Genomic DNA, 20,930 nt, shown 5'->3' with positions numbered 1-20,930 from the left:
TTCGACCGGGAACAGAGCTCACTCGCTGTAACGTCGATTGGGTGCGTACCGAACGAAACCTCACCCGTCTGGACCGGGTGTTCGCCAGGCTGGACCGTGAGCCGGAACGGCCGGCCCACATTGATGTGCCGAGGATGAGCCGGCACCGGGTCGTGTTGTTCACCGCGACCCTCGCCTTCTACCTGGCGATCGTGTGGGCCGTCGTGATCACGTCCTGGCTGGTCCGGCTCGACTGGCAGGTCATGTTCTTCCGGCCGTACCAGCAGTGGTCGGGAATCCACTGGTTCGTCGACTACTACGTGGTCCTCGGCCAGCGCGGCCCGACCGCCGTGATGGTCGCGGCCTGGCTGGGCTGGCGCTCCTGGCGGCAGCACACCCTGCGCCCCATGCTCACGCTCGGCGCCTCGCTGCTGCTGCTCAACATCACGGTCGGCGCCGCCAAGCTCGGCATGGGGCGCCTCGGTCCGCACTACGCGACCGTGATCGGCTCGAACGAGATGGGCCTGGGCGGCGATATATTCCCCAGCGGACACACCGCCAACGCGGTGGTGACCTGGGGAATTCTGGCGTATCTGGCCTCCACCCCGAGAGCCCGCCGCTGGCTCTCCGCAGCCTCCGCGGTCACCTCCCTCGGCGTCGGCATGTCCACCGTCTACCTCGGTACGCACTGGCTGAGCGACGTGTTGCTGGGCTGGGCGGCGGGGCTGCTGATCCTGCTGGCGCTGCCCTGGTGCGAGCCGTTCATCGCGCGCGCCGAGGCCTGGCTCTTCGACCTGCGCGACCGCTGGCGCGCCCGCAGCGGCAGCACGGTGCCCGCGCCCGTCCCGGTGCCCGTGGTCCTCAAGCCGCGCCCGGCGCCCGTCGAGCAGGCGGCGCCGGAACCCGAGCCGGTCTCCCTGTCCCGCCCGCCCAGGGCCCCGATCCACCTGGCGCCCGGCCCGCACACGGCCCGCTCGGAGCGCACCCCGGTGACCCCGGCGGGCAGCCGCCGCCCGCAGCACCCCGAGCGGCAGCCGCGCGGCACCGCCGCCCCGGCCCGCCCGCTCACGGGCGGCTGACGGCCGTACGACGCGACAGCGGGGTGAGGTACGCACAGCCGGCCCCGGCACGGCGAAGGCCCCGGTTCCCGACTGCGGGAACCGGGGCCTTCGCCGTCGTAGGGTCAGCCCTTCCAGGCGCGCGCCACGACGCCGTCCCGTACCTCGAAGTTGAGCCGCCCCGTCCGGTACTCCATGGTGATGATCGCGCCCGGCGGCAGCGAGCGCACCGTGGTCCACCCGCGCTGCCGGGCGAGCCGTTCCGCGTCGCCCGCGTCGCGGCCTACGTACCCTTGCGGGCTGTCCTGGGGCTCCGTCGGCGGAGCGGTGTCCGGTGCCATGCGGCCCACGCTAGGCCGCTTCCGGCGGAGACGGAAGCCGAAGTCCCCGGTCCGCCTCCGGTCACACTTCTGTCACAGAATCACGACACGCGTTTCGATCGAACTCCGTCACACGTACGAGCGGTTCCATGCGTCTTCCTGGCGCATTCGAGCGTAATTCCCCGATGCCGGTAGGGTCTTCCGAAAAGCCTCCGGAAAGAACCCGAAGCCCGGATCCGGGACGCTCCGGCGCCCGCATTCCATTCCGATTACGGCGGGACGCGGCGAAGCTGACACCGCATAAGAGATTCACCGGTTCGGCACAGAACCCCCGTACCGCACGGGTAGGCGCGAGGTTGCGGCAACGTGAACTCGGGCCGTGCCGTCCGCGCATGAATCGCCCTCACATACGGGCGCGCCCCCATTCGGAGCATGTACATGTCCCCACGAAACGCACCGTGCCCCGCCCGGTCGGACCGGGCGGGGCGGGGTCGTGCGGGGCGGGGGCTCGCGTCAGAACGCGAGGCGCTGCCCGGGCACGATCAGGTTCGGGTCGCCGCCGATGACGGCCTTGTTGGCGGCATAGAGGCGCTGCCAGGTGGTGCCGTGCCGCTCGGCGATCTCGCTCAGGGTGTCGCCCTTGCGGACGGTGTAGTCGCCCTTGGCGGAGGTGTGGCCGGTGCCGGCCGTCGAGCGCTGCGGCGTCTTCGCCGCGGGGGCCGACTTCCGGGTGGTCGACGTGGAGGACTTCGAGGACTTCGAGGACTCCGACGACCTCGTCGCCGATTCCGTGCCGCTCCTGGTGGTCGCGGAGGCGTTCTCCGGCGCCGAGCCGGTCGCCCCTGCCCGCCCCGAGCAGACCGGCCACGCGCCCCAGCCCTGGGCGTGCTGGACCTTGGTGGCGACGGCTATCTGCGCTTCCCTGGAGGCCTGGTCGGCCGTCGCCGCGTAGGCGGTGCCGCCGTACGCGCGCCAGGTGGAGGCGGAGAACTGGAGTCCGCCGTAGTAGCCGTTGCCGGTGTTGATGTGCCAGTTGCCGCCGCTCTCGCACTGGGCGATGCGGTCCCACACTCCGCTGTCCGCCGCCGCGGCGTTGCCGGTGGCCGCCAGCAGGCCCAGCGGGGCGAGCAGTGCCGCTCCGGCCAGGGCGGCCGTCGTACGGCCCTTGCGGGAGCCGTTCTTGTTCGCGGCGGTCTCACGGGTGGTATCGGCACACTCGGACATGTATTTCCCTCTCCACATACCCGGGGTCCCCCAGGCGGGACGCGGTCCCCGCGCAATGGACGCGGTTCCTCGCGCTCGCCCCGTCCGCCGCGGCCGGTACTGCGGTGGTGCTCTGCCTGTGCCGGCCGGCGGACGTACCCGAGCGGTGCTCGCTGCACACGGCGGAGGAATCTAGAGATCGGGAACGCCCGAAATCAACCAACTCCCCGTCGGGCCAGGCCAGTTCGGTGTTACCGTGGGTAGCGGCGATTTTGAGCCACCCACTACATTCCAGGATTTCATGATTTGTCGACCATGGGTTCGACGGATCTGTGATTCACTTCACCGCGTCAAACTCCTTTGGCTTGCGAAGAGTTGACGGGGAGTGCCGGATTCCGCACGACGGGTGACCCTGTGCAGCGGATGGTTCGATCCCGATCCCCCCGATGCGTGACCCCCACCACAGATCGCCCGTTGTCTTCTTCATGAGCCCGCGACCCCGGGGGCTCACGGACCGGGAGCCACCCGGGCCTTCACGTACCGCATCCCGAGGGAGCCACCGTGCCGCGCATGCTCGACGTCAGCGACGAGGTACGCGCCGAGATCGGCGACGAAGAAGCCGACCGGCTGCTCGCCGGAGACAACGCCCCCGGCAGCTACGACTGCACGTCCTGCCGCACCCCGGGCGACTCCGAACAGGAGCGCACCAGCACCGTCCTGTTCATCGGCGACGAGACCGCCGTCCTCGCCTTCGCCCATGCCACCTGCCTGCCCTCGCAGGTCGTCCAGGTCACCGAGGAACAGCTGCAGGGCGCGGTCCGCTCCATCAGCGGAGACAGCGCGCCCGGCGGGACGCGGAAGTCCGTGCCCGAGCAGGCGGTGCTCGGGGTGACCAGCGGACTCGTCCTGATCGCCGGGGAGTTGCACCCCGCGCTGGTCGTGGAGCCGACCTCGCCGATCGCGCGGCCCGGCACGGACGGAGTGGGCGACGACTTCCTGCCGCTCCTCATCGAGCAGGGCTTCATGCCGATGCCGGAGCTGACCGCGGTGCCGCCGGTGCTGCACGGGTGGTCGGTGCTGCTGGCGGTGGGTCAGCTGCACGCGGTGCTGCAGCCCGGTCCGACGGGCGGGCAGCCGGTGGCGTGGTGGCAGGCGCACCAGCCGCTACAGGTGACCGACGGGTGGCGGGCGGCGGCCAACAAGCACCAGCAGGTGCTGATGTTCGCGGCGCCGGTGGGGTCGATCGGGCGGCAGCCCCGGGAGGACCTGCTGCGCGACGCGATCGACAAGGCGGCGGCGAACGGGCAGCTGGTGGCGGCGGCGCTGCCGCTTGCGGGGGTCTGAGGGGCGTCCAATGGGGTGGGGACTACTGCATACAGGCGACAGCAGGTAGTTCGTGGCTGGTCGCGCCCACGCGGCGATAGCCGCAAATCCAATGCAGCCCCGCGCCCCCAAAGGGGCACCAATCGACCGCATCTCTTCAGGAATCCGGTCGTTTGGACATACGTGCACGCATACGACCTTCCTCACCACCGGCCGTCCTTCTCCGCCGTTCCCGCCGCCCGGGTGGCTCAGGAGGCCCAGGGCGGGCTCTCGGCCACGCCGATCTACGACTCGCTCTACGCGGAGTGGGTCAAGGCCTTCCGTACGCTGCCCGGTGATCGCAGCGGTGAGGAGTCGCTGGGGTTCGTCGCCTTCGGCAGCGCCCCGTTCAGTACCGGCACCCACGGCCTGGGGTCGTACGGAGGGAGCTCGTACAGCGCGTACAGCGCGGGGGCCTACAACGCCCGGAACGGCAGCGGGCAGCCCCAGGCGCCGCAATGGCAGCGGATCGGGACGCTCGGGCGGGCCCAGGAGACCGGGATGGCGCCGGTCCCGGTGGCGCTGCCACCGGCTCCGCGCCGCGGGATGTGAGGTCAGCGGAGAGGGGGGGGGGGGGGCGGCGGGGGGGGGGCCCCCCCCGCCGGGGGGGGGGGCGCCCCCGCGCCCCCCCGGGGGGGGGGGTGGGTGGGGGGGGGGGGGGGGCCCCCCCCGCGGGGGGGCCCCCCCCCTCTCCGCTGTGTCCTGCTCCCCCGTGTCCCTACTTCTTCTTCGCGCCGCGCTTCTCGCGCACCCGTACGGAGATATGGATCGGCGTGCCCTCGAAGCCGAACTCCTCGCGCAGCCGGCGTTCGATGAAGCGGCGGTAGCCCGCCTCGATGAAGCCGGAGGCGAACAGCACGAACCGCGGCGGCTTGGTGCCGGCCTGGGTGCCGAACAGGATGCGCGGCTGCTTGCCGCCCCGGACCGGGTGCGGGTGGGCCGCGACCAGCTCGCCGAGGAAGGCGTTGAGCCGGCCGGTGGGGACCCGGGTCTCCCAGCCGGCGAGGGCGGTCTCGATCGCGGGGACCAGCTTCTCCATGTGCCGGCCGGTGCGCGCCGAGACGTTGACCCGGGGCGCCCAGGCGACCTGGCCGAGCTCGGTCTCGATCTCGCGCTCCAGGTAGTAGCGGCGCTCCTCGTCGAGGGTGTCCCACTTGTTGAAGGCGAGGACGACCGCGCGGCCCGCCTCGACGGCCATGGTGACGATCCGCTGGTCCTGCACCGAGATGTTCTCGGAGGCGTCGAGCAGGATGACCGCGAGCTCGGCCTTCTCGACCGCGGCGGCGGTGCGCAGCGAGGCGTAGTAGTCGGCGCCCTGCTGGAGGTGGACGCGCTTGCGGATGCCGGCCGTGTCGACGAACTTCCAGGTGATGCCGCCGAGTTCGATCAGCTCGTCGACCGGGTCGCGGGTGGTGCCGGCGATCTCGTTGACGACGACGCGCTCCTCGCCCGCCACCTTGTTGAGGAGGGAGGACTTGCCGACGTTCGGGCGGCCGATGAGGGCGATCCGGCGGGGACCGCCGACGCCGGGGCCGCCGAAGGTCTGCTCGGGCGCCTCGGGCAGCGCCTCCAGGACGGCGTCCAGCATGTCGCCGGTGCCGCGGCCGTGCAGGGCGGAGACCGGGTGCGGCTCGCCGAGGCCCAGGGACCACAGGTAGGAGGCGTCGGCCTCGCCGCTGGGGCCGTCCACCTTGTTGGCGGCCAGCACGACCGGCTTGCCGGCCTTGCGCAGCAGGCGTACGACCGCCTCGTCGGTATCGGTCGCGCCGACCTTGGCGTCGACGACGAAGACGACCGCGTCGGCCGCCTCGATCGCGTACTCGGCCTGGGCCGCCACGGAGGCGTCGATGCCGAGGACGTCCTGCTCCCAGCCGCCGGTGTCGACGACCTTGAAGCGCCGGCCCGCCCACTCGGCCTCGTAGGTCACGCGGTCCCGGGTGACCCCGGGCTTGTCCTCGACGACGGCCTCGCGGCGGCCGATGATGCGGTTGACCAGGGTCGACTTGCCGACGTTCGGGCGGCCGACGACGGCGAGGACGGGCAGCGGGCCGTGCCCGGCCGCCTCGATGGCGCCCTCGACGTCCTCGATGTCGAAGCCCTCTTCGGCGGCGAGCTCCATGAACTCCGCGTACTCGGTGTCACCGAGCGCCCCGTGGTCGTACTCGTGCTCAGCCGAGTCGCCGGGCTGGCTGTGGTCGTTCATGAAGTCCGTACCTCGTCGTTCATCGTGGTGATCGGTGGAGCAGCCGCAAATGGGCTGATCCACTACTAAGTGTCGCCTAGCGTCCGGTGAGACGCCTGGCGTTTTCCAGGTGGCCGGCGAGCTGCTTCTGGATGCGCTCGGTGGCCTCGTCCAGGGCCTTGCGGGTGCGCCGGCCGGTGCCGTCGCCCGCCTCGAAGGGGTCGCCGAAGACGACGTCGACGCGGGCGCGCAGCGGGGGCAGCCCCTTGACCAGCCGTCCGCGCCGCTCGGCGCTTCCCAGTACGGCCACCGGGACGATCGGCGCCCCGGAGCGCACCGCGAAGTAGGCGAGGCCCGCGCGGAGCGCGGCGAAGTCGCCGTCGCCGCGGCTGCCCTCGGGGAATATGCCGAGCACTCCCCCGGCCTCCAGGACGCCGAGCGCCCGGGTGACCGCCAGGCGGTCGGTGGACTGACGGTCCACCTTCAGCTGCCCGATCCGGGTCAGGAACGGGTCGAGCGGGCCGACGAACGCCTCCTTCTTGATGAGGAAGTGCGTCGGCCGGGGCGCCACTCCCATGACCATCGGGCCGTCGATGTTGTGGGAGTGGTTCACGGCGAGGATCGCCGGGCCCTGCGCGGGCACCTTCCAGGCGCCGAGCACGCGCGGCTTCCACAGCCCGTACATCAGGCCGACCCCGATGCGGCGCCCGGTCTCGGCGCCGCGCTGCGAAGGAAGGCTCACTTCCCGGCCCGCTTCTCCTCGACGAGGGTGACGACGCACTCGATGACCTGGGCCAGCGTCAGCTCGGTGGTGTCCACCTCGACGGCGTCACCCGCCTTGGCGAGCGGCGAGGTCTTGCGGGTCGAGTCGGCCGCGTCCCGCTTGACCAGGGCCTCGCGGGTGGCGTTGACGTCGGCACCCTTCAGCTCACCGCTGCGGCGGGCCGCGCGGGCCTCCGGGGAGGCGGTCAGGAAGACCTTCAGGTCGGCGTCGGGCAGCACGGTGGTGCCGATGTCCCGGCCCTCCACGACGATGCCGTCCGCCGCGGCGCGGGCCAGCGACCGCTGCAGGTCGCTGATCCGGGTGCGCACCTCCGGCACCGCGCTGACCGCGCTGACCTTGGAGGTGACCTCCTCGGTGCGGATCGGGCCGGAGACGTCCACGCCGTCGACGGTGATCGTCGGCTTGACCGGGTCGGTGCCCGAGACGATCTCCGGCTTGCCGGCCACCGCGGCGATCGCGGTCGGGTCGGTGAGGTCGATGCCGCTGGTCACCATCCACCAGGTGATCGCCCGGTACTGGGCGCCGGTGTCCAGGTAGCTGAGGCCGAGCTGCTCGGCCACGGCCTTGGACGTGCTCGACTTGCCGGTGCCCGAGGGGCCGTCGATCGCGACAATCACGGGCTTTACGGCGCCGTTTTCCACGGGTGGACACCTTCCGGGTGCAGGGTGGTGGGTGGTGTGCGGGCGGCGGTGCGCCCCGCACAAGGTTACCGGCCCCCGGGACCGCCGTTCTCAGCGCTACTGCCGCAGCGCCCAGCCCCGGTCCCGCAGGGCCGACGTGAGCACGGGCACCGCCTTCGGCTCCACCCAGAGCTGGACGTGGCCGGCCTGCTGACCGGTCGCGTGCTCGATCCGCACGTCCTCGATGTTGACGCCGGCCGCACCGGCGTCGGCGAAGATCCGGGCCAGCTGGCCGGGCTGGTCGTCGATGAGCACCGCCACGACCTCGTACACCCGCGGCGCCGAGCCGTGCTTGCCGGGCACCCGCACCTGGCCGGCGTTGCCCCGGCGGAGCATGTCCTCGATGCCCGCGCCGCCCTCGCGCCGCTTCTCCTCGTCCGCGGACTGGAGGGCGCGCAGGGCGCGGACCGTTCCGTCGAGGTCGGCGGAGACGTCGGCGAGCAGGTCGGCGACCGGGCCGGGGTTCGCGGAGAGGATGTCGATCCACATCCGGGGGTCGGAGGCGGCGATCCGGGTGACGTCCCGGATGCCCTGTCCGCACAGCCGGACGGCCGACTCGTCGGCGTGCTCCAGGCGGGCCGCGACCATGCTGGAGACCAGGTGGGGCATGTGGGAGACCAGGGCCACCGCGCGGTCGTGGGCGTCGGCGTCCATGACGACGGGCAGGGCCCGGCAGTGCGAGACCAGCTCCAGGGCGAGGTTCAGCACCTCGGTGTCGGTGTCCCGGGTGGGGGTGAGCACCCAGGGCCGGCCCTCGAAGAGGTCGGCGGTGGCCGCCAGCGGCCCGGACTTCTCCCGGCCGGACATGGGGTGCGTGCCGATGTACGACGACAGGTCGAGGCCGCGAGCCTCCAGCTCCCGGCGCGGGCTGCCCTTGACGCTGGCCACGTCGGCGTAACCGCGGGCCACGCCCCTGCTCATCGCGTCCGCGAGGACGGCGGCGACATGGGCGGGCGGGGCCGCGACCAGGGCCAGGTCGACCCGGCCCTCGGGCGCCTCGTCGGTCCCGGCGCCGAGCGCCGCCGCGGTGCGGGCCTGCTCGGGGTCGTGGTCGGCGAGGTGGACGACGACGCCCCGCTGGGCGAGGGCGAGGGCGGCGGACGTACCGATGAGACCGGTGCCGATGACGAGCGCGGTTCTCACTGGGCGATGTCCTTGCGCAGGGCGGCCGCGGCGCCGAGGTAGACGTGGGTGATGTCGGCGCGGGGCCGGTCGGACTCGATGTGCGCGAGTATCCGTACGACGCGGGGCATGGCGCCCGCGATGTCCAGCTCCTGGGCGCAGATCAGCGGCACGTCGACGATGCCGAGCCCCCGCGCGGCGGCCGCCGGGAAGTCGCTGTGCAGGTCGGGGGTGGCCGTGAACCAGATGCTGATCAGGTCGTCGGCGGTCAGGCCGTTCCGCTCCAGGATGGCCGTGAGCAGCGCTCCGACCTGCTCGTCCATGTGGCCGGCTTCGTCCCGCTCCAGCTGGACGGCCCCCCGGACCGCTCGTACCGCCACGGCGCTGCTCCTGTTCTGACGTCGGCGTCTTGGTCCGTCCAGCCTAGTCAGACCACCGCCACGCCGGTGCACCGTGCCCGCCCGCTGAGACGCCCCTCGGACCCTGCGGCCCTTCTAGTCCTTCCGGGCCGCCGGAGCGGACTTCGCGAGGGTCTCCAGAAGCCCGCCGAGCGAGCCTCCGCCCTGGCCGTGGCTCATCGCGCCGATCAGTGTGGTCAGCCTCCCGGCGCTCTCGCCGTCGTCGCCCAGGAGGCTGCCGAGTATGTTTTCGAGGTCGTTGCCTGCCATGGGCCCAATGTCACGCGTATGACCCAATTCCGCTACTTGGGGTGAAACACACCCGTGCGCCTCTTTACGCCGGGCCCGCCGGTCCGCTCTGATGACAGGCAGTCCCGCCTCGGGGGAGGTCCGCCATGAAACACCCCGGTCCGTTGCTGACCCTGCTCGCGGGTCTGCTGCTCGGCCTGCTCACTCTGACGCTCGACGCGACAGCGGGGACGAGCCGCGCCTCGTCGTCGTACCAGGAGAAACCACCGAGTCCGACGCCGACGAGCAGCACGGCGTCCCCGGCCCCGGCGGCCTCGTCGCCGTCGCCGTCGAGGATCGCCGACGCCTCCTACGCCGGCCGCACCGACGACGACTCGTCCTCCGTCGCCGTCTCGGTCCGCGGCGGGAGGGCGATCGCGTACTTCTGCGACGGGCGCAGCAGGGAGTCCTGGCTCAAGGGCCCGGTACTGGCCGACGGCAGCATGAGGCTGACCGGCGGCCACGGCGCCGCGTTGAACGGCACACTGCGGGACGGCGTCCGCATCCGCGGGACCGTCGACCTGGACGGCGGCCACTACGCCTTCACCGCCCCGAGGGCCGTCAAGGGGTCGGGCCTGTACCGGGCCACGGCGACCGTGCGCGGGGCGAAGGTCGAAGGCGGCTGGATCGTGCTCGCCGACGGCCGCCAGGTCGGCATCGTCGACCGCGAGGGCACGCCTTCGTCCGCACCCCGCATCGACCCGGAGACCGGCGCCGTGACGGTGGACGGACAGCCGCTGACGGCGACCCCGGCCCTCCCCTGACATCCGGCCGTGACCCGAGGGAGCCGACCATGACCGTCGACCCGAACGCCGCCACCCAGAGCTGGCCGCCGCAGGAGCCGAACCGCCACAGCCCGCACCCCGCCCGCTATCTCGTCCCCGTCCTGGTGGCCGGCGCGGTCGCGGTCGCCCTCGGCGTGTACGGCAGGGTCCACCACCCGACCGGGAACGTCTTCGGCCTCGGCGCCTTCAGCAGCACGTTCGCCGGGAAGTCGTGGCTGGCCTCGATCGCGTTCTTCTTCGCGCTCGTCCAGCTGGTCTCCGCGCTGATGCTGTACGGCAGGCTGCCGGGGCCGCGCTGGGCCTCGGGCCTGCATCGCTGGTCGGGGCGGATCTCCTTCCTGGTCGCCGTCCCCGTGGCGGTGCACTGCCTGTACGCGTTGGGCTATCAGACGTACGAAACACGCGTTTTGTGGCACTCCATCCTGGGTTGCTTCTTCTTCGGTGTTTTCAGTGCCAAGATGCTGCTGCTCCGCTGGGAGCGACTCCCTGGCTGGCTGCTGCCGATCGTCGGTGGGCTGGTGTTCGCCGTGCTCACGCTCGTCTGGCTGACGTCCGCATTCTGGTTCTTCCGAACATTCGGAGTGACGACATGACCGACGGCTCCACTCGGCGCACCGTGCTCACGACGGGTACCGCGGCGCTCGCCGCGACCTGCGTGGGCTGCGGCAGCAACAACTCCTCCAGTTCGTCCGGGACCCCCACCGCGTCAGAGACGTCCGCCGCGTCCGCGTCGCCCACCGCCGGATCGTCCGCCTCCGGGTCGGCGAGCGCGGCCACCGGGCAGGCGCTGGCGCAGACGAGTGACATCCCCGAGGGCGGCGGCACGATCTTCAAGGACCAGAAGATCGTGGTGACCCAGCCGGCGAAGGGCGAGTTCAAGGCCTTCTCGGCGATCTGCACGCACGAGGGCTGCACCGTGAGCCAGGTGGCGGACGGCACCATCGACTGCCCCTGCCACGGCAGCAAGTTCCACATCGCCGACGGCTCGGTCGCCCACGGCCCGGCGACGAGACCGCTGCCGGCCGAGTCGATCACGGTGAGCGGAAATTCGATCACCATGGGCTGACCGGCCCCGTACGCTCCCGGACATGCAGCCCGAGGACCTGGTACGCGACCACACGATCTACGCCTGTGTCATGGGGTCGCGGGCCTTCGGCCTGGCCACCGAGGGCAGCGACACCGACCGCCGGGGTGTGTTCCTCGCCCCCACCCCCCTGTTCTGGGGCTTCGAGAAGCCGCCCACGCATGTCGAGGGGCCGGGCGAGGAGCAGTTCTCCTGGGAGCTGGAACGGTTCTGCGAGCTGGCGCTGCGGGCGAACCCGAACATCCTGGAGTGCCTGCACTCACCCCTGGTCGAGCACCTCGACGCCACCGGCCGCGAACTGCTCGCCCTGCGCGGCGCCTTCCTCTCCCGGCGCACCCACGACACCTTCACCCGCTACGCCCTCGGCCAGCGCCGCAAGCTCGACGCCGACGTCCGGACGCACGGCGCCCCGCGCTGGAAGCACGCGATGCACCTGCTGCGGCTCCTGACGAGCGCCCGCGACCTGCTGCGCACCGGCGAGCTGACGATCGACGTCGGCGACCGGCGCGCGGAGTTCCTGGCGGTGAAGCGGGGCGAGGTCTCCTGGGCGGAGGTCGAGTCCCGGATGGCCCGGCTCGCCGCGGAGACCGAGCGGGCCCTGTCCGGCAGCCCGCTCCCGGCGGAGCCGGACCACGCGCGCGTGGCCGACTTCGTCTTCCGGGCGCGCCGGGACTCAGCCCTCCAGACGCACGCGGATCACCAGGTCGTGCAGGGCGTCGTACACACTGGGCGCGTCGGGCAGCGCTGAGCCGTCCTGCGCCTCGTCGAGCAGGACGTGCAGCCGCTCCACGTCGGCCTCCACGCGCGCGTGGGCGACCGCTGCCGTGCCGTGCTCCTGCTCGGCCTTGGCGGCGATCAGCTCGGGCAGATGGGCGGGGGCCTCGGGGACCTCGCCGAGGAGCGTGGGCAGATGGGCCTGCACCTCGCCGCTGCGCATCAGGTGGATGCCGGTGAGCAGCACCCGGAACGTGTAGAGCAGCGGCTTGAGTTCGCCGGTCTTCTCGAACAGCCGCCACTGGGTGACCGCGAACCCGCGGTAGTGGTGGGCGTGGTGGCCGGTGAGCACGCCCGGGGCGAGCGCGGCCAGCTCGCGGTGCGTGTCGCCGGTGTGCACGACGAGCGGCGACAGGAGCTGTTCCAGCACATAGCCGTTGCGGCGCAGCATCAGCCGGGCGAACTTGCGCAGGTCGTGGGTGACGAGGTCCATCTCGACGCCGTAGCGCACCCAGGTCTTCGAGCGGGTCTCCTCCGGCTCGCGCAGCCCGACCAGGTCGGCGGCGGGCAGCAGGTGGACGCCCCGCAGGTCCAGGTCGGAGTCGCGGGACGGGAAGCCGTACAGGTGCGCGCCGGAGACGGTCGCGAACAGCAGGGGGTCGGGCTGTTCCGCGACGACGGGCGCCAGGTCGAGGTCCGGATCAAGGTCGTCGATCATGGGCTCAAGCGTCCCAGAGCGCGCCCAGGGTCAGCAGGTCGCCCCCGTACTCGATCCGGTCGGCCCACTCCGTCGGCCAGGCCTCCGCGCCCAGCCGGGCGCCCGCGAAGGCCCCGGCGAGGCAGGCGATCGAGTCCGAGTCGCCGGAGGAACAGGCGGCCCGGCGCAGCGCGAGCAGCGGCTCGTCGGGGAGGAGCAGGAAGCAGAGCAGACCGGTGGCCAGGGCCTCCTCGGCGATCCAGCCGGCGCCGGTGGCCAGGCACGGGTCGTCCTCCGGCGAGGCGGTCCGCACGGCCTCCTGGAGCCGGTCGAGGATCTCCAGGCACTCGTCCCAGCCGCGCGCTATGAACGCCTCGGCGGTCACGTCCCCGCCCCGCGTCCACAGGTCGCCGAGCCAGGTCTGGTGGTAGCGGCCGCGGTTCTCGCCGGCGTACGACCGCAACTGCTCGACGAGCCCGTCCGGTTCGGCCCCCTGCGCGAGCAGGTGCACGGCGCGCGCGGTGAGGTCGGAGGCGGCCAGGGCGGTGGGGTGGCCGTGGGTGAGCGCGGCCTGCAACTGGGCGGCCCCGGCGCGCTGTTCGTCGCTCAGCCCTGGCGCGAGCCCGAGGGGCGCGACCCGCATGTTGGCCCCGCAGCCCTTGGAGTCGATCTGGCTGGCGTCCTGCCAGGCCCGGGCCTCGTCCTTCAGGAGCGCGCAGGCGCGCAGGCAGGTGTTGCCCGGCGCCCGGTTGTTGTCCGGCGACTCGTACCAGGCCACGAACTCGTCGCGCAGCGGCCGCTCCAGGTGTTCGGGCGCGAGCACCCCGCGGTCCATGGCGGTGCGCACCGCACGCCCGACGGCGAGGGTCATCTGGGTGTCGTCCGAGACGACGGCCGGCGTCGGCAGGCCCATCTCCCGCCACGGTCCGGACTTGGCGATGATCGACGGCACGTCGTTGAACTCGGTGGGGAAGCCGAGCGCGTCGCCGAGGGCGAGGCCGATCAGGGAGCCGGTGGCGGCGCGCTTGTCGCCGATGTTCGTGGTCATGCGGGGCGTCCTTCCGCGGACGGGCGGAGCAGGGGCGGGTGCAGTGCGGTGGCGGTGCCCGCGCGGTAGAGGGCGGCCGGTTTGCCGCGGCCTCCGGTCAGCCGGGCGGCCCCGGGGACGGGTTCGACGAAGCCGGGGGTGGCCAGCACCTTGCGGCGGAAGTTGGGGCGGTCCAGTGCGACGCCCCACACGGTCTCGTAGACGTGCTGCAGCTCGCCGAGCGTGAACTCGGGCGGGCAGAAGGCGGTGGCGAGGCAGCTGTACTCCAGTTTCGCGCCGACCCGTTCGTGGGCGTCGGCCAGGATCCGCTCGTGGTCGAAGGCGAGCGCTCTGCCCGGGTCGTACGGCAGCCAGCGAGCCTGGGCCGCGTCACCGCCGCCGTGCGGCTCGGGGGCGTCGGGCAGCAGCGCGGTGAAGGCGACGGAGACGACCCGCATCCTCGGGTCGCGGTCCGGCCCGCTGTAGGTCCGCAACTGCTCCAGGTGCAGTCCGGACACGTCCGACAGTCCGGTCTCCTCGGCGAGTTCACGCCGGGCCGCCGTCTCGGCCGACTCCCGCGGCAGCAGGAAGCCGCCGGGCAGCGCCCACTGTCCGGCGTACGGCTCCTGCCCGCGCTCGACGAGCAGCACGTGCAGGACACCGGCGCGGAGGGTGAGGACGGCGAGGTCGACGGTGACGGCGAAGGGTTCGAAGGCGTACTTGTCGTAGCCCTGCATGTGCCCGTCCACCCCCCTCGATGATCGACAACACTAATAGTCGAGACGACTATAAAGAGCCCGCGGGTCGTCGGGCAACCCCTCCGGAGTGCTCACTACCCAGCGCACGAGCTCTCAGTGGCCGCTGGAGCCCCGTTCACGGATACGACGACGGCCGGTCCCGGAGTGTCCGGGACCGGCCGCCAGAAGGCCGTGCACGCCCCCTCGCGGGGTTCGCGGGCCGGAGGGATCTAGAGGTCGACTTCCTTCATGAGCATCCCGACCTCGGTGTTGGACAGGCGGCGCAGCCAGCCCGACTTCTGGTCGCCGAGGGTGATCGGGCCGAAGGCGACCCGCACCAGCTTGTCGACCGGGAAGCCGGCCTCCGCCAGCATGCGCCGCACGATGTGCTTGCGGCCCTCGTGCAGGGTGACCTCGACCAGGTAGTTCTTGCCGGTCTGCTCGACGACCCGGAAGTGGTCGGCGCGCGCGTACCCGTCCTCCAGCTGGATGCCGTCCTTGAGCTTCTTGCCCAGGTCGCGCGGGATCGGGCCGACGATGTGCGCGAGGTAGGTCTTCTTCACGCCGTACTTGGGGTGGGTCAGCCGGTGCGCCAGCTCGCCGTGGTTGGTGAGCAGGATGACGCCCTCGGTCTCGGTGTCGAGCCGCCCCACGTGGAAGAGCCGGGTCTCCCGGTTGGTGACGTAGTCGCCGAGGCACTGCCGCCCGTCGGTGTCCTCCATGGTGGAGACCACACCGGCCGGCTTGTTCAGCGAGAAGAACTGGTACGACTGCGTGGCGACGGTCAGCCCGTCGACGCGCACCTCGTCCTTCTCCGGGTCGACCCGCTTGCCCTGCTCCAGGACGATCTCGCCGTTGACCTCGACCCTGGCCTGCTCGATCAGCTCCTCGCAGGCACGCCGGGAGCCGTAGCCCGCGCGGGCGAGGACCTTCTGCAGCCGCTCGCCCTCCTGCTCGGCGCCCGGGAAGGTCTTGGGGAGCTTCACGTCCGGCTTGCCCGCGTACCGCTCCCGGTTGCGCTCCTCGGCCCGTGCGTCGTACTCACGGGAGCTGGCCGGAGCCGTACGGCCGCGTCCGGTGCCCTGCCCCTGCCGGGGGCCGCCCTTGGCGCCGCCGCGCGCCGAGGCGCCGCGGCCCGACTTCGGGCCGTCCTGGGTGGCGCCGGGGCCCACGTCGTAGCGCCGCTCCTCCGGGCGCGGCTTCTTCGGCCGGCCGGCGCCCTGGTTGTCGTCACGGGAGTTGCCGGCGCCGCGGTAGTTGCCGCGCCCACCGCTGCTCCCGCCGCGGCCGCCGCTGTTGCCACCACGGCTCCCGCCGTTGTTTCCGCTGCTGTTCCTGCCGCTGCTGCTTCGCATCAAAATTTCCGTCTAGTCGTCTGCGTCCTCGGAATCCGGCGCATCGGGTGCGTCCGGATCGAACGACGGCACGCCCTCCTGGGTCTCGGCCTCGATCGCCTCCGCCTCGGGGAGGAAGGGCGCGAGCTCCGGGAGCTCGTCCAGGCCGCGCAGGCCCATCCGCTCCAGGAAGTAGTTCGTCGTCCTGTACAGGATCGCACCTGTTTCGGGTTCCGCGCCCGCCTCCTCGACCAGACCGCGCTGGAGCAGGGTGCGCATCACACCGTCGCAGTTGACTCCGCGGACGACCGAGACCCGGCTGCGGCTGACCGGCTGGCGGTACGCGACGACCGCGAGGGTCTCCAGGGCGGCCTGGGTCAGCCGGGCGGTCTGGCCCTCCAGGACCAGCCGCTCGACGGCGGGCGCGAACTCGGCGCGGGTGTAGAAACGCCAGCCGCCCGCGACGAACCGCAGCTCGAAGCCGCGGCCCTGTGCGGTGTACTCGTCGGCCAGCGCCCGCAGCGCCTTCGTGACCGTCTGCTTCGGCCGCTCCAGGAGCTTGGACAGGTGCTCGACGGTGGCGGGCTCGTCCACGACCATCAGCACCGCCTCCAGGGCCGGCTTGAGGTCGAGCTCGGCGACGGGCCGCAGCCCCGCCGGCAGCTCCGCGGTCTCCTCACTCACGCCTTCTCCTCCTTGGCCCGCTCGTCCTTGGCCCGCTCGTCCTTGGGCGGCTCGGGCGGCCGGTCGAACTCGTCGGTGACCATCGGCGAGGCCTCCGCGCCGCCACCGGTCCACCGCACGATCAGATCCCCCAGGGCGGTCTCCTGGTCGAGGGCGACGGCCTTCTCCCGGTACAGCTCCAGGAGCGCGAGGAAACGGGCCACGACGGTGAGCGTGTTGTCGGTGTCCTCGACGAGCACCCGGAAGCTGGCCTCTCCCAGCTCCCGCAGCCGCGCCACCACGATCTGGGCCTGCTCCTGCACGCTGACCAGCGGGGCGTGGATGTGGTCGATGTACACCTGCGGCTTGGGCCTGGGCTGCATCGCCTTGACCGCGAGCTTGGCGAACCCCTCGGGACCGATGCTGATGACGACCTCGGGCAGCAGCTCGGCGAGATGCGGTTCCAGACCGACCGTACGGGGCCAGCGGCGGGCCTCGTCGTCCAGGCGCCGGTTGAAGATGTCGGCGATCTGTTTGTACGCCCGGTACTGGAGCAGCCGCGCGAACAACAGGTCCCGGGCCTCCAGCAACGCCAGGTCGGCCTCGTCCTCCACCTCGGCGGCGGGCAGCAGCCGGGCGGCCTTCAGGTCGAGCAGCGTGGCGGCCACGACGAGGAACTCGGTCGTCTGGTCCAGGTCCCAGTCCGGCCCCATGGCCCGGATGTGCGCCATGAACTCGTCGGTCACCTTGGACAGCGCGACCTCGGTGACATCCAGCTTGTGCTTGGAGATCAGCTGGAGCAGGAGATCGAAGGGCCCTTCGAAGTTGGCGAGCCGGACTTTGAAGACGCCGTCGGGGACTTCGGCAGCGCCGGGTTCCTCCGCAGACGCGCCGCCGTTGCGGGCAGGCGTTCCGCTGGGCGATGGGGGTCCCCCCGCTCGAGCGGAGTCGAGAGTGGGGGAGGGTGGGCACAACGCCTCACCGGCCTCAGCCGGACCAGCGACATCAACCGACGACGGCCTCTCGTCGACCTCCGGCACCGCTTCTGGCGCCGGAGGCGAAACCCCCGGCCCCCGCCCCAGCGCACGCCTGCGCCCGGCGCCGGGGCCGGATGCGGGAACGTCGTTCGAGGTCATAGCCCCCGCAGGCTACCCCTACCGCCCGCGCAGCCGTCGGACGAGGATGCTCGCGTCCCCGCGGGACTCCAGGTCGGCGAGGACCACGGCGACCGCCTCGCGGACGATCCGGCCCCGGTCCACGGCCAGCCCGTGCTCGCCCCGGAGCACGAGACGCGCGTGCTCCAGGTCCATCAGTTCCTCGGCGGAGACGTACACGGTGATCTTCTCGTCGTGCCGCTCCCGCCCGCTGGGCCGCCGGGCGGGCGCCCTGCCCCCGCGCTTGCGGGGCTGGGCCTGGGGGTCGACGCCGGAAGCTTCCTGCGCCGCCGGCCGGCGCGGCCCGGAGGGCACCACCGTGGCCGCCGCCCCGCGGTTGCGGGACTCCCCGGCGTCGGCCGGCTCGGCCTCCGCCGCCACGTGCTCCGCGCCCTCCCCGTCGCCGCCCTGCACGGGCACCGACTGGGGCGCGTCCTCGGCGGCCTCGGCCGCCGCGGCCGCGTCGTCGTGGTGCTCCCCCACAGGAGTCGCGGGAGCCGGCACCCGGGCCTCGCCGTTGGCCGGGCGCCTGGGGGTGGACGGCTGCAGCGCCATGCCCCCGGTCGTACGGAACAGTTCGTCGGCCCCGGGCAGACTCACTCGGCGTGACACCGGGCGAGCACCTCCCTGGCGAGCTGGCGATAGGCGGCGGCACCGACGGAGTTGGAGGCGTACGTGGTGATCGGTTCGCCGGCGACCGTGGTCTCCGGGAAGCGGACCGTGCGGCCGATGACCGTGTGGTAGACGTGGTCGTCGAACGCCTCGACCACACGGGCCAGCACCTCACGGCTGTGGACCGTGCGCGAGTCGTACATCGTGGCGAGGATGCCGTCGAGCTCCAGCTCCGGGTTGAGCCGCTCCTGGACCTTCTCGATGGTCTCGGTCAGCAGGGCGACACCACGCAGCGCGAAGAACTCGCACTCCAGCGGCACGATCACCTTGTGAGCGGCCGTCAGCGCGTTGACCGTGAGCAGGCCGAGCGAGGGCTGACAGTCGATCACGATGTAGTCGTAGTCGGGCAGCAGCGGCTTCAGGGCACGCTGCAGCGTCGACTCGCGGGCCACCTCGGAGACCAGCTGGACCTCGGCGGCCGACAGGTCGATGTTGGAGGGCAGCAGGTCCATGTTGGGGACCGCGGTCTTCAGGAGGACCTCGTCGGCCGCCATGCCCCGCTCCATGAGCAGGTTGTAGACGGTGAGGTCGAGCTCCATCGGGTTGACGCCGAGACCGACCGACAGCGCGCCCTGCGGGTCGAAGTCCACGAGCAGCACCCGGCGGCCGTACTCCGCAAGCGCGGCACCCAGGTTGATGGTCGACGTGGTCTTGCCGACGCCGCCCTTCTGGTTGCACATCGCGATGATCGTCGCGGGGCCGTGACTGGTCACCGGGCCCGGGATCGGGAAGTACGGGAGCGGGCGCCCGGTCGGGCCGACGCGCTCGCGGCGCTGGCGGGCCGCGTCGGGCGCGAGCGTGGCCGCGTACTCCGGATCCGGCTCGTACTCGGCGTCGGGGTCGTAGAAGTGCCCGTCGGGCAGTTCGTCGTAGTCGGCGAATTGGCTGTGGGGCGCGCCACTTCCGTCGCCGGCCATGGCGTTCACGTGATGGCCATCCATGCTCTGGTGTGCTGTCCGCGTGGTCAGCGGAGTCCGGGCTGCTGCGAAGGTACGCACCGCGACGGAGCCGACAGCCTCGAACCCCGCGGGACCCTGGTCCCGTACCGGCATTCCTGGTTGACCACCCCCGGGAGAAAATGTCGACTCATTCACAAGTCGTCTTACCTCCTTGGTGACCAGGAAACTTCTAGACAGGTCAGCGTGGCACTATGCCGACGGTTGGCGACTCTATGGCGTGTCGGGCGTTCGCAGCAACACAATCCGCCGGACCCGGCAGGATGTGTCGGCAATGAAACATCCCTCTGTCAAGGGCGTACGGCCGTCGCACAGCAGGTTTCACCGGTGTGCGAATCGGTCGAAGGGTTACGTTCGAGGCGAGTTGACCGCAAGTCGCAAAGTGACCATACACACATCCGGCCGGACCTTGTCGGGCAAGGTCCGGCCGGATGTGCGCGCTTGACGCGGCTTGTTGACGTATCGCCTTTACGAAAAGGTGACTTGCCCGTCGGGCCGGGTCAGCCGATGAGCGTGTCGAGGTCCACGTGCTCCAGGCCGTGCGCCTCGGCGACCTCCTTGTAGACGACCTTGCCGTCATGGGTGTTGAGGCCCTTGGCGAGCGCGGCGTCGCGGCGCAGCGCCTCCGCCCAGCCGTTGTCCGCGAGCGACACGATGTACGGGAGCGTGGCGTTGGTGAGCGCGTAGGTGGAGGTGTTGGGCACCGCGCCGGGCATGTTGGCGACGCAGTAGAAGACCGACTCGTGGACCTTGAAGGTCGGCTCGGCGTGCGTGGTGGGGCGGGAGTCCTCGAAGCAGCCGCCCTGGTCGATCGCGATGTCGACAAGGACACTTCCCGGCTTCATGCGGGAGACCAGCTCGTTGGTGACGAGCTTCGGGGCCTTGGCGCCCGGGATGAGCACGGCGCCGACCACGAGGTCGGCCTCCAGGCAGGCCTTCTCCAGCTCGAAGGCGTTGGACATGACGGCCTTGACCTTGGTGCCGAAGATCCGGTCGGCCTCGCGCAGCTTGTTGATGTCGCGGTCGAGCAGGGTCACGTCGAAGCCCATGCCGATGGCGATCTGCACGGCGTTCCAGCCGGAGACGCCGCCGCCGATGACGACGGCCTTGGCGGGCAGCACGCCCGGGACACCGCCGGGCAGGACGCCCCGGCCGCCGGCGGCGCGCATCAGGTGGTAGGCGCCGACCTGCGGGGCGAGCCGGCCCGCGACCTCGGACATGGGCGCGAGCAGCGGGAGCGCGCGGCTGGGCAGCTCGACGGTCTCGTAGGCGATCGCCGTGGTGCCGGACTCCAGGAGGGCGTCCGTGCACTCCTTGGACGCGGCCAGGTGCAGGTAGGTGAAGAGGGTCTGGTCCTTGCGGAGGCGGTGGTACTCCTCCGCGATCGGCTCCTTGACCTTCAGCAGCAGGTCGGCGGTGGCCCACACCTCGTCGGCGGTGTCCAGGATCGTGGCGCCGGCGGAGACGTACTCGTCGTCCGGGATCGACGAGCCGAGGCCCGCGCCGCGCTCGACGACGACCTGGTGGCCGTGGCGCGCCAGCTCGTGCACGCCGGCCGGGGTGATGGCCACCCGGAACTCGTTGTTCTTGACCTCGCGGGGGATGCCGACCTTCACGTCGATCACGGTCCTTGGCTCAGAGGGTGTGGGGGCATAGACGCACATACCCGGCATGCGGCGGCATACCAGGAGACACCGCGGAAGAACCGGCGGCAGAGCCAGTTTAATGAAG

At 71.9% G+C, this 20,930-nt stretch carries 24 protein-coding genes; 7 read left to right on the top strand and 17 right to left on the bottom strand.

The genetic code is table 11. The annotated features are described in order from the left end of the window. Nucleotides 1–41: 41 nt before the first annotated feature. Nucleotides 42–1,058, top strand: a complete 1,017-nt coding sequence (locus ACGF5O_RS24275; RefSeq protein ID WP_393811975.1) for a phosphatase PAP2 family protein — start codon at nucleotides 42–44, stop codon at nucleotides 1,056–1,058. A gap of 104 nt (nucleotides 1,059–1,162) precedes the next feature. On the opposite strand, the gene ACGF5O_RS24270 is transcribed toward ACGF5O_RS24275, so the two are convergent. Both ACGF5O_RS24270 and ACGF5O_RS24265 read right to left on the bottom strand, forming a co-directional pair. Further along, complete coding sequence (locus ACGF5O_RS24270) at nucleotides 1,163–1,378, bottom strand: I78 family peptidase inhibitor (protein WP_362594483.1); 216 nt, start codon at nucleotides 1,376–1,378, stop codon at nucleotides 1,163–1,165. A gap of 492 nt (nucleotides 1,379–1,870) precedes the next feature. Beyond that, nucleotides 1,871–2,581 carry a transglycosylase family protein gene (locus ACGF5O_RS24265; RefSeq protein ID WP_393811974.1) on the bottom strand — a complete coding sequence of 237 codons (711 nt, stop codon included), beginning with the start codon at nucleotides 2,579–2,581 and terminating at the stop codon, nucleotides 1,871–1,873. Nucleotides 2,582–3,121: 540 nt separating this feature from the next. On the opposite strand from ACGF5O_RS24265, the gene ACGF5O_RS24260 reads away from it, so the two are divergent. Next, a complete protein-coding gene (locus ACGF5O_RS24260; RefSeq protein ID WP_393811973.1) occupies nucleotides 3,122–3,904 on the top strand; it encodes a hypothetical protein in 783 nt (260 codons plus the stop codon). Nucleotides 3,905–4,066: 162 nt separating this feature from the next. Further along, a complete protein-coding gene (locus ACGF5O_RS24255) occupies nucleotides 4,067–4,474 on the top strand; it encodes a hypothetical protein (RefSeq protein WP_393811972.1) in 408 nt (135 codons plus the stop codon). Between the two features lie 166 nt (nucleotides 4,475–4,640). Here the strand turns inward: ACGF5O_RS24255 and der are convergent, their stop codons facing one another. The 6 genes from der to ACGF5O_RS24225 all read right to left on the bottom strand — a co-directional run bounded on the left by der (nucleotide 4,641) and on the right by ACGF5O_RS24225 (nucleotide 9,358). After that, nucleotides 4,641–6,125, bottom strand: a complete 1,485-nt coding sequence (gene der / locus ACGF5O_RS24250) for a ribosome biogenesis GTPase Der (protein WP_393811971.1) — start codon at nucleotides 6,123–6,125, stop codon at nucleotides 4,641–4,643. A 76-nt stretch (nucleotides 6,126–6,201) separates the two neighbouring features. Beyond that, complete coding sequence (locus tag ACGF5O_RS24245; RefSeq protein ID WP_393812334.1) at nucleotides 6,202–6,789, bottom strand: lysophospholipid acyltransferase family protein; 588 nt, start codon at nucleotides 6,787–6,789, stop codon at nucleotides 6,202–6,204. Between the two features lie 53 nt (nucleotides 6,790–6,842). Continuing rightward, complete coding sequence (gene cmk, locus ACGF5O_RS24240; RefSeq protein WP_393811970.1) at nucleotides 6,843–7,529, bottom strand: (d)CMP kinase; 687 nt, start codon at nucleotides 7,527–7,529, stop codon at nucleotides 6,843–6,845. 96 nt (nucleotides 7,530–7,625) lie between these two features. Beyond that, on the bottom strand, nucleotides 7,626–8,711 hold the full coding sequence (locus ACGF5O_RS24235; RefSeq protein ID WP_393811969.1) for a prephenate dehydrogenase: 1,086 nt from the start codon (nucleotides 8,709–8,711) through the stop codon (nucleotides 7,626–7,628). Beyond that, entirely contained in the window at nucleotides 8,708–9,070 is a 363-nt protein-coding gene (gene aroH, locus ACGF5O_RS24230; protein WP_393811968.1) for a chorismate mutase, read from the bottom strand. Before aroH ends, ACGF5O_RS24235 begins: the two co-directional genes overlap by 4 nt. A 114-nt stretch (nucleotides 9,071–9,184) precedes the next feature. Continuing rightward, nucleotides 9,185–9,358, bottom strand: a complete 174-nt coding sequence (locus tag ACGF5O_RS24225; RefSeq protein WP_393811967.1) for a hypothetical protein — start codon at nucleotides 9,356–9,358, stop codon at nucleotides 9,185–9,187. Nucleotides 9,359–9,483: 125 nt separating this feature from the next. Here ACGF5O_RS24225 and ACGF5O_RS24220 point away from each other — a divergent pair, with 125 nt between their 5' ends. The 4 genes from ACGF5O_RS24220 to ACGF5O_RS24205 are packed head-to-tail and all read left to right on the top strand — an operon-like array spanning nucleotide 9,484 to nucleotide 11,993. Then, nucleotides 9,484–10,140, top strand: coding sequence for a hypothetical protein (locus ACGF5O_RS24220; RefSeq protein WP_393811966.1), 657 nt, complete (start codon nucleotides 9,484–9,486; stop codon nucleotides 10,138–10,140). Between the two features lie 29 nt (nucleotides 10,141–10,169). Beyond that, nucleotides 10,170–10,754 (top strand): DUF6529 family protein, encoded by a 585-nt coding sequence (locus ACGF5O_RS24215; protein WP_393811965.1) that lies wholly within the window; start codon nucleotides 10,170–10,172, stop codon nucleotides 10,752–10,754. Beyond that, nucleotides 10,751–11,227, top strand: coding sequence for a Rieske (2Fe-2S) protein (locus ACGF5O_RS24210; RefSeq protein ID WP_393811964.1), 477 nt, complete (start codon nucleotides 10,751–10,753; stop codon nucleotides 11,225–11,227). The genes ACGF5O_RS24215 and ACGF5O_RS24210 overlap by 4 nt, the downstream gene beginning before the upstream one ends. Before the next feature lie 22 nt (nucleotides 11,228–11,249). Next, the gene (locus ACGF5O_RS24205; RefSeq protein WP_393811963.1) at nucleotides 11,250–11,993 is read left to right on the top strand and encodes a DNA polymerase beta superfamily protein; all 744 of its coding nucleotides are present in this window, start codon (nucleotides 11,250–11,252) and stop codon (nucleotides 11,991–11,993) included. Here the strand turns inward: ACGF5O_RS24205 and ACGF5O_RS24200 are convergent. The 9 genes from ACGF5O_RS24200 to ald all read right to left on the bottom strand — a co-directional run bounded on the left by ACGF5O_RS24200 (nucleotide 11,919) and on the right by ald (nucleotide 20,824). Continuing rightward, nucleotides 11,919–12,677 carry a DNA polymerase beta superfamily protein gene (locus ACGF5O_RS24200; RefSeq protein ID WP_393811962.1) on the bottom strand — a complete coding sequence of 253 codons (759 nt, stop codon included), beginning with the start codon at nucleotides 12,675–12,677 and terminating at the stop codon, nucleotides 11,919–11,921. The two genes, ACGF5O_RS24205 and ACGF5O_RS24200, sit on opposite strands and share 75 nt — an antisense overlap. A gap of 4 nt (nucleotides 12,678–12,681) precedes the next feature. Further along, nucleotides 12,682–13,704 (bottom strand): ADP-ribosylglycohydrolase family protein, encoded by a 1,023-nt coding sequence (locus ACGF5O_RS24195; protein WP_393811961.1) that lies wholly within the window; start codon nucleotides 13,702–13,704, stop codon nucleotides 12,682–12,684. Further along, nucleotides 13,701–14,420, bottom strand: a complete 720-nt coding sequence (locus tag ACGF5O_RS24190) for an NUDIX domain-containing protein (protein ID WP_393812333.1) — start codon at nucleotides 14,418–14,420, stop codon at nucleotides 13,701–13,703. The genes ACGF5O_RS24195 and ACGF5O_RS24190 overlap by 4 nt, the downstream gene beginning before the upstream one ends. A gap of 230 nt (nucleotides 14,421–14,650) precedes the next feature. Further along, on the bottom strand, nucleotides 14,651–15,775 hold the full coding sequence (locus ACGF5O_RS24185) for a pseudouridine synthase (RefSeq protein WP_393811960.1): 1,125 nt from the start codon (nucleotides 15,773–15,775) through the stop codon (nucleotides 14,651–14,653). A gap of 12 nt (nucleotides 15,776–15,787) precedes the next feature. Continuing rightward, nucleotides 15,788–16,438, bottom strand: coding sequence for an SMC-Scp complex subunit ScpB (gene scpB, locus ACGF5O_RS24180; protein WP_393811959.1), 651 nt, complete (start codon nucleotides 16,436–16,438; stop codon nucleotides 15,788–15,790). After that, complete coding sequence (locus ACGF5O_RS24175; RefSeq protein ID WP_393811958.1) at nucleotides 16,435–17,553, bottom strand: segregation/condensation protein A; 1,119 nt, start codon at nucleotides 17,551–17,553, stop codon at nucleotides 16,435–16,437. Before ACGF5O_RS24175 ends, scpB begins: the two co-directional genes overlap by 4 nt. 18 nt (nucleotides 17,554–17,571) lie before the next feature. Next, nucleotides 17,572–18,183 (bottom strand): hypothetical protein, encoded by a 612-nt coding sequence (locus ACGF5O_RS24170; RefSeq protein ID WP_393811957.1) that lies wholly within the window; start codon nucleotides 18,181–18,183, stop codon nucleotides 17,572–17,574. Beyond that, entirely contained in the window at nucleotides 18,168–19,295 is a 1,128-nt protein-coding gene (locus ACGF5O_RS24165; protein ID WP_393668249.1) for a ParA family protein, read from the bottom strand. Before ACGF5O_RS24165 ends, ACGF5O_RS24170 begins: the two co-directional genes overlap by 16 nt. 404 nt (nucleotides 19,296–19,699) lie before the next feature. Beyond that, entirely contained in the window at nucleotides 19,700–20,824 is a 1,125-nt protein-coding gene (gene ald / locus ACGF5O_RS24160; RefSeq protein WP_393811956.1) for an alanine dehydrogenase, read from the bottom strand. Nucleotides 20,825–20,930: the final 106 nt, after the last annotated feature.

This window comes from Streptomyces sp. NPDC048291, assembly GCF_043201715.1.
GTDB lineage: Bacteria > Actinomycetota > Actinomycetes > Streptomycetales > Streptomycetaceae > Streptomyces.
This window is presented reverse-complemented; position numbering and strand designations above follow the sequence as displayed.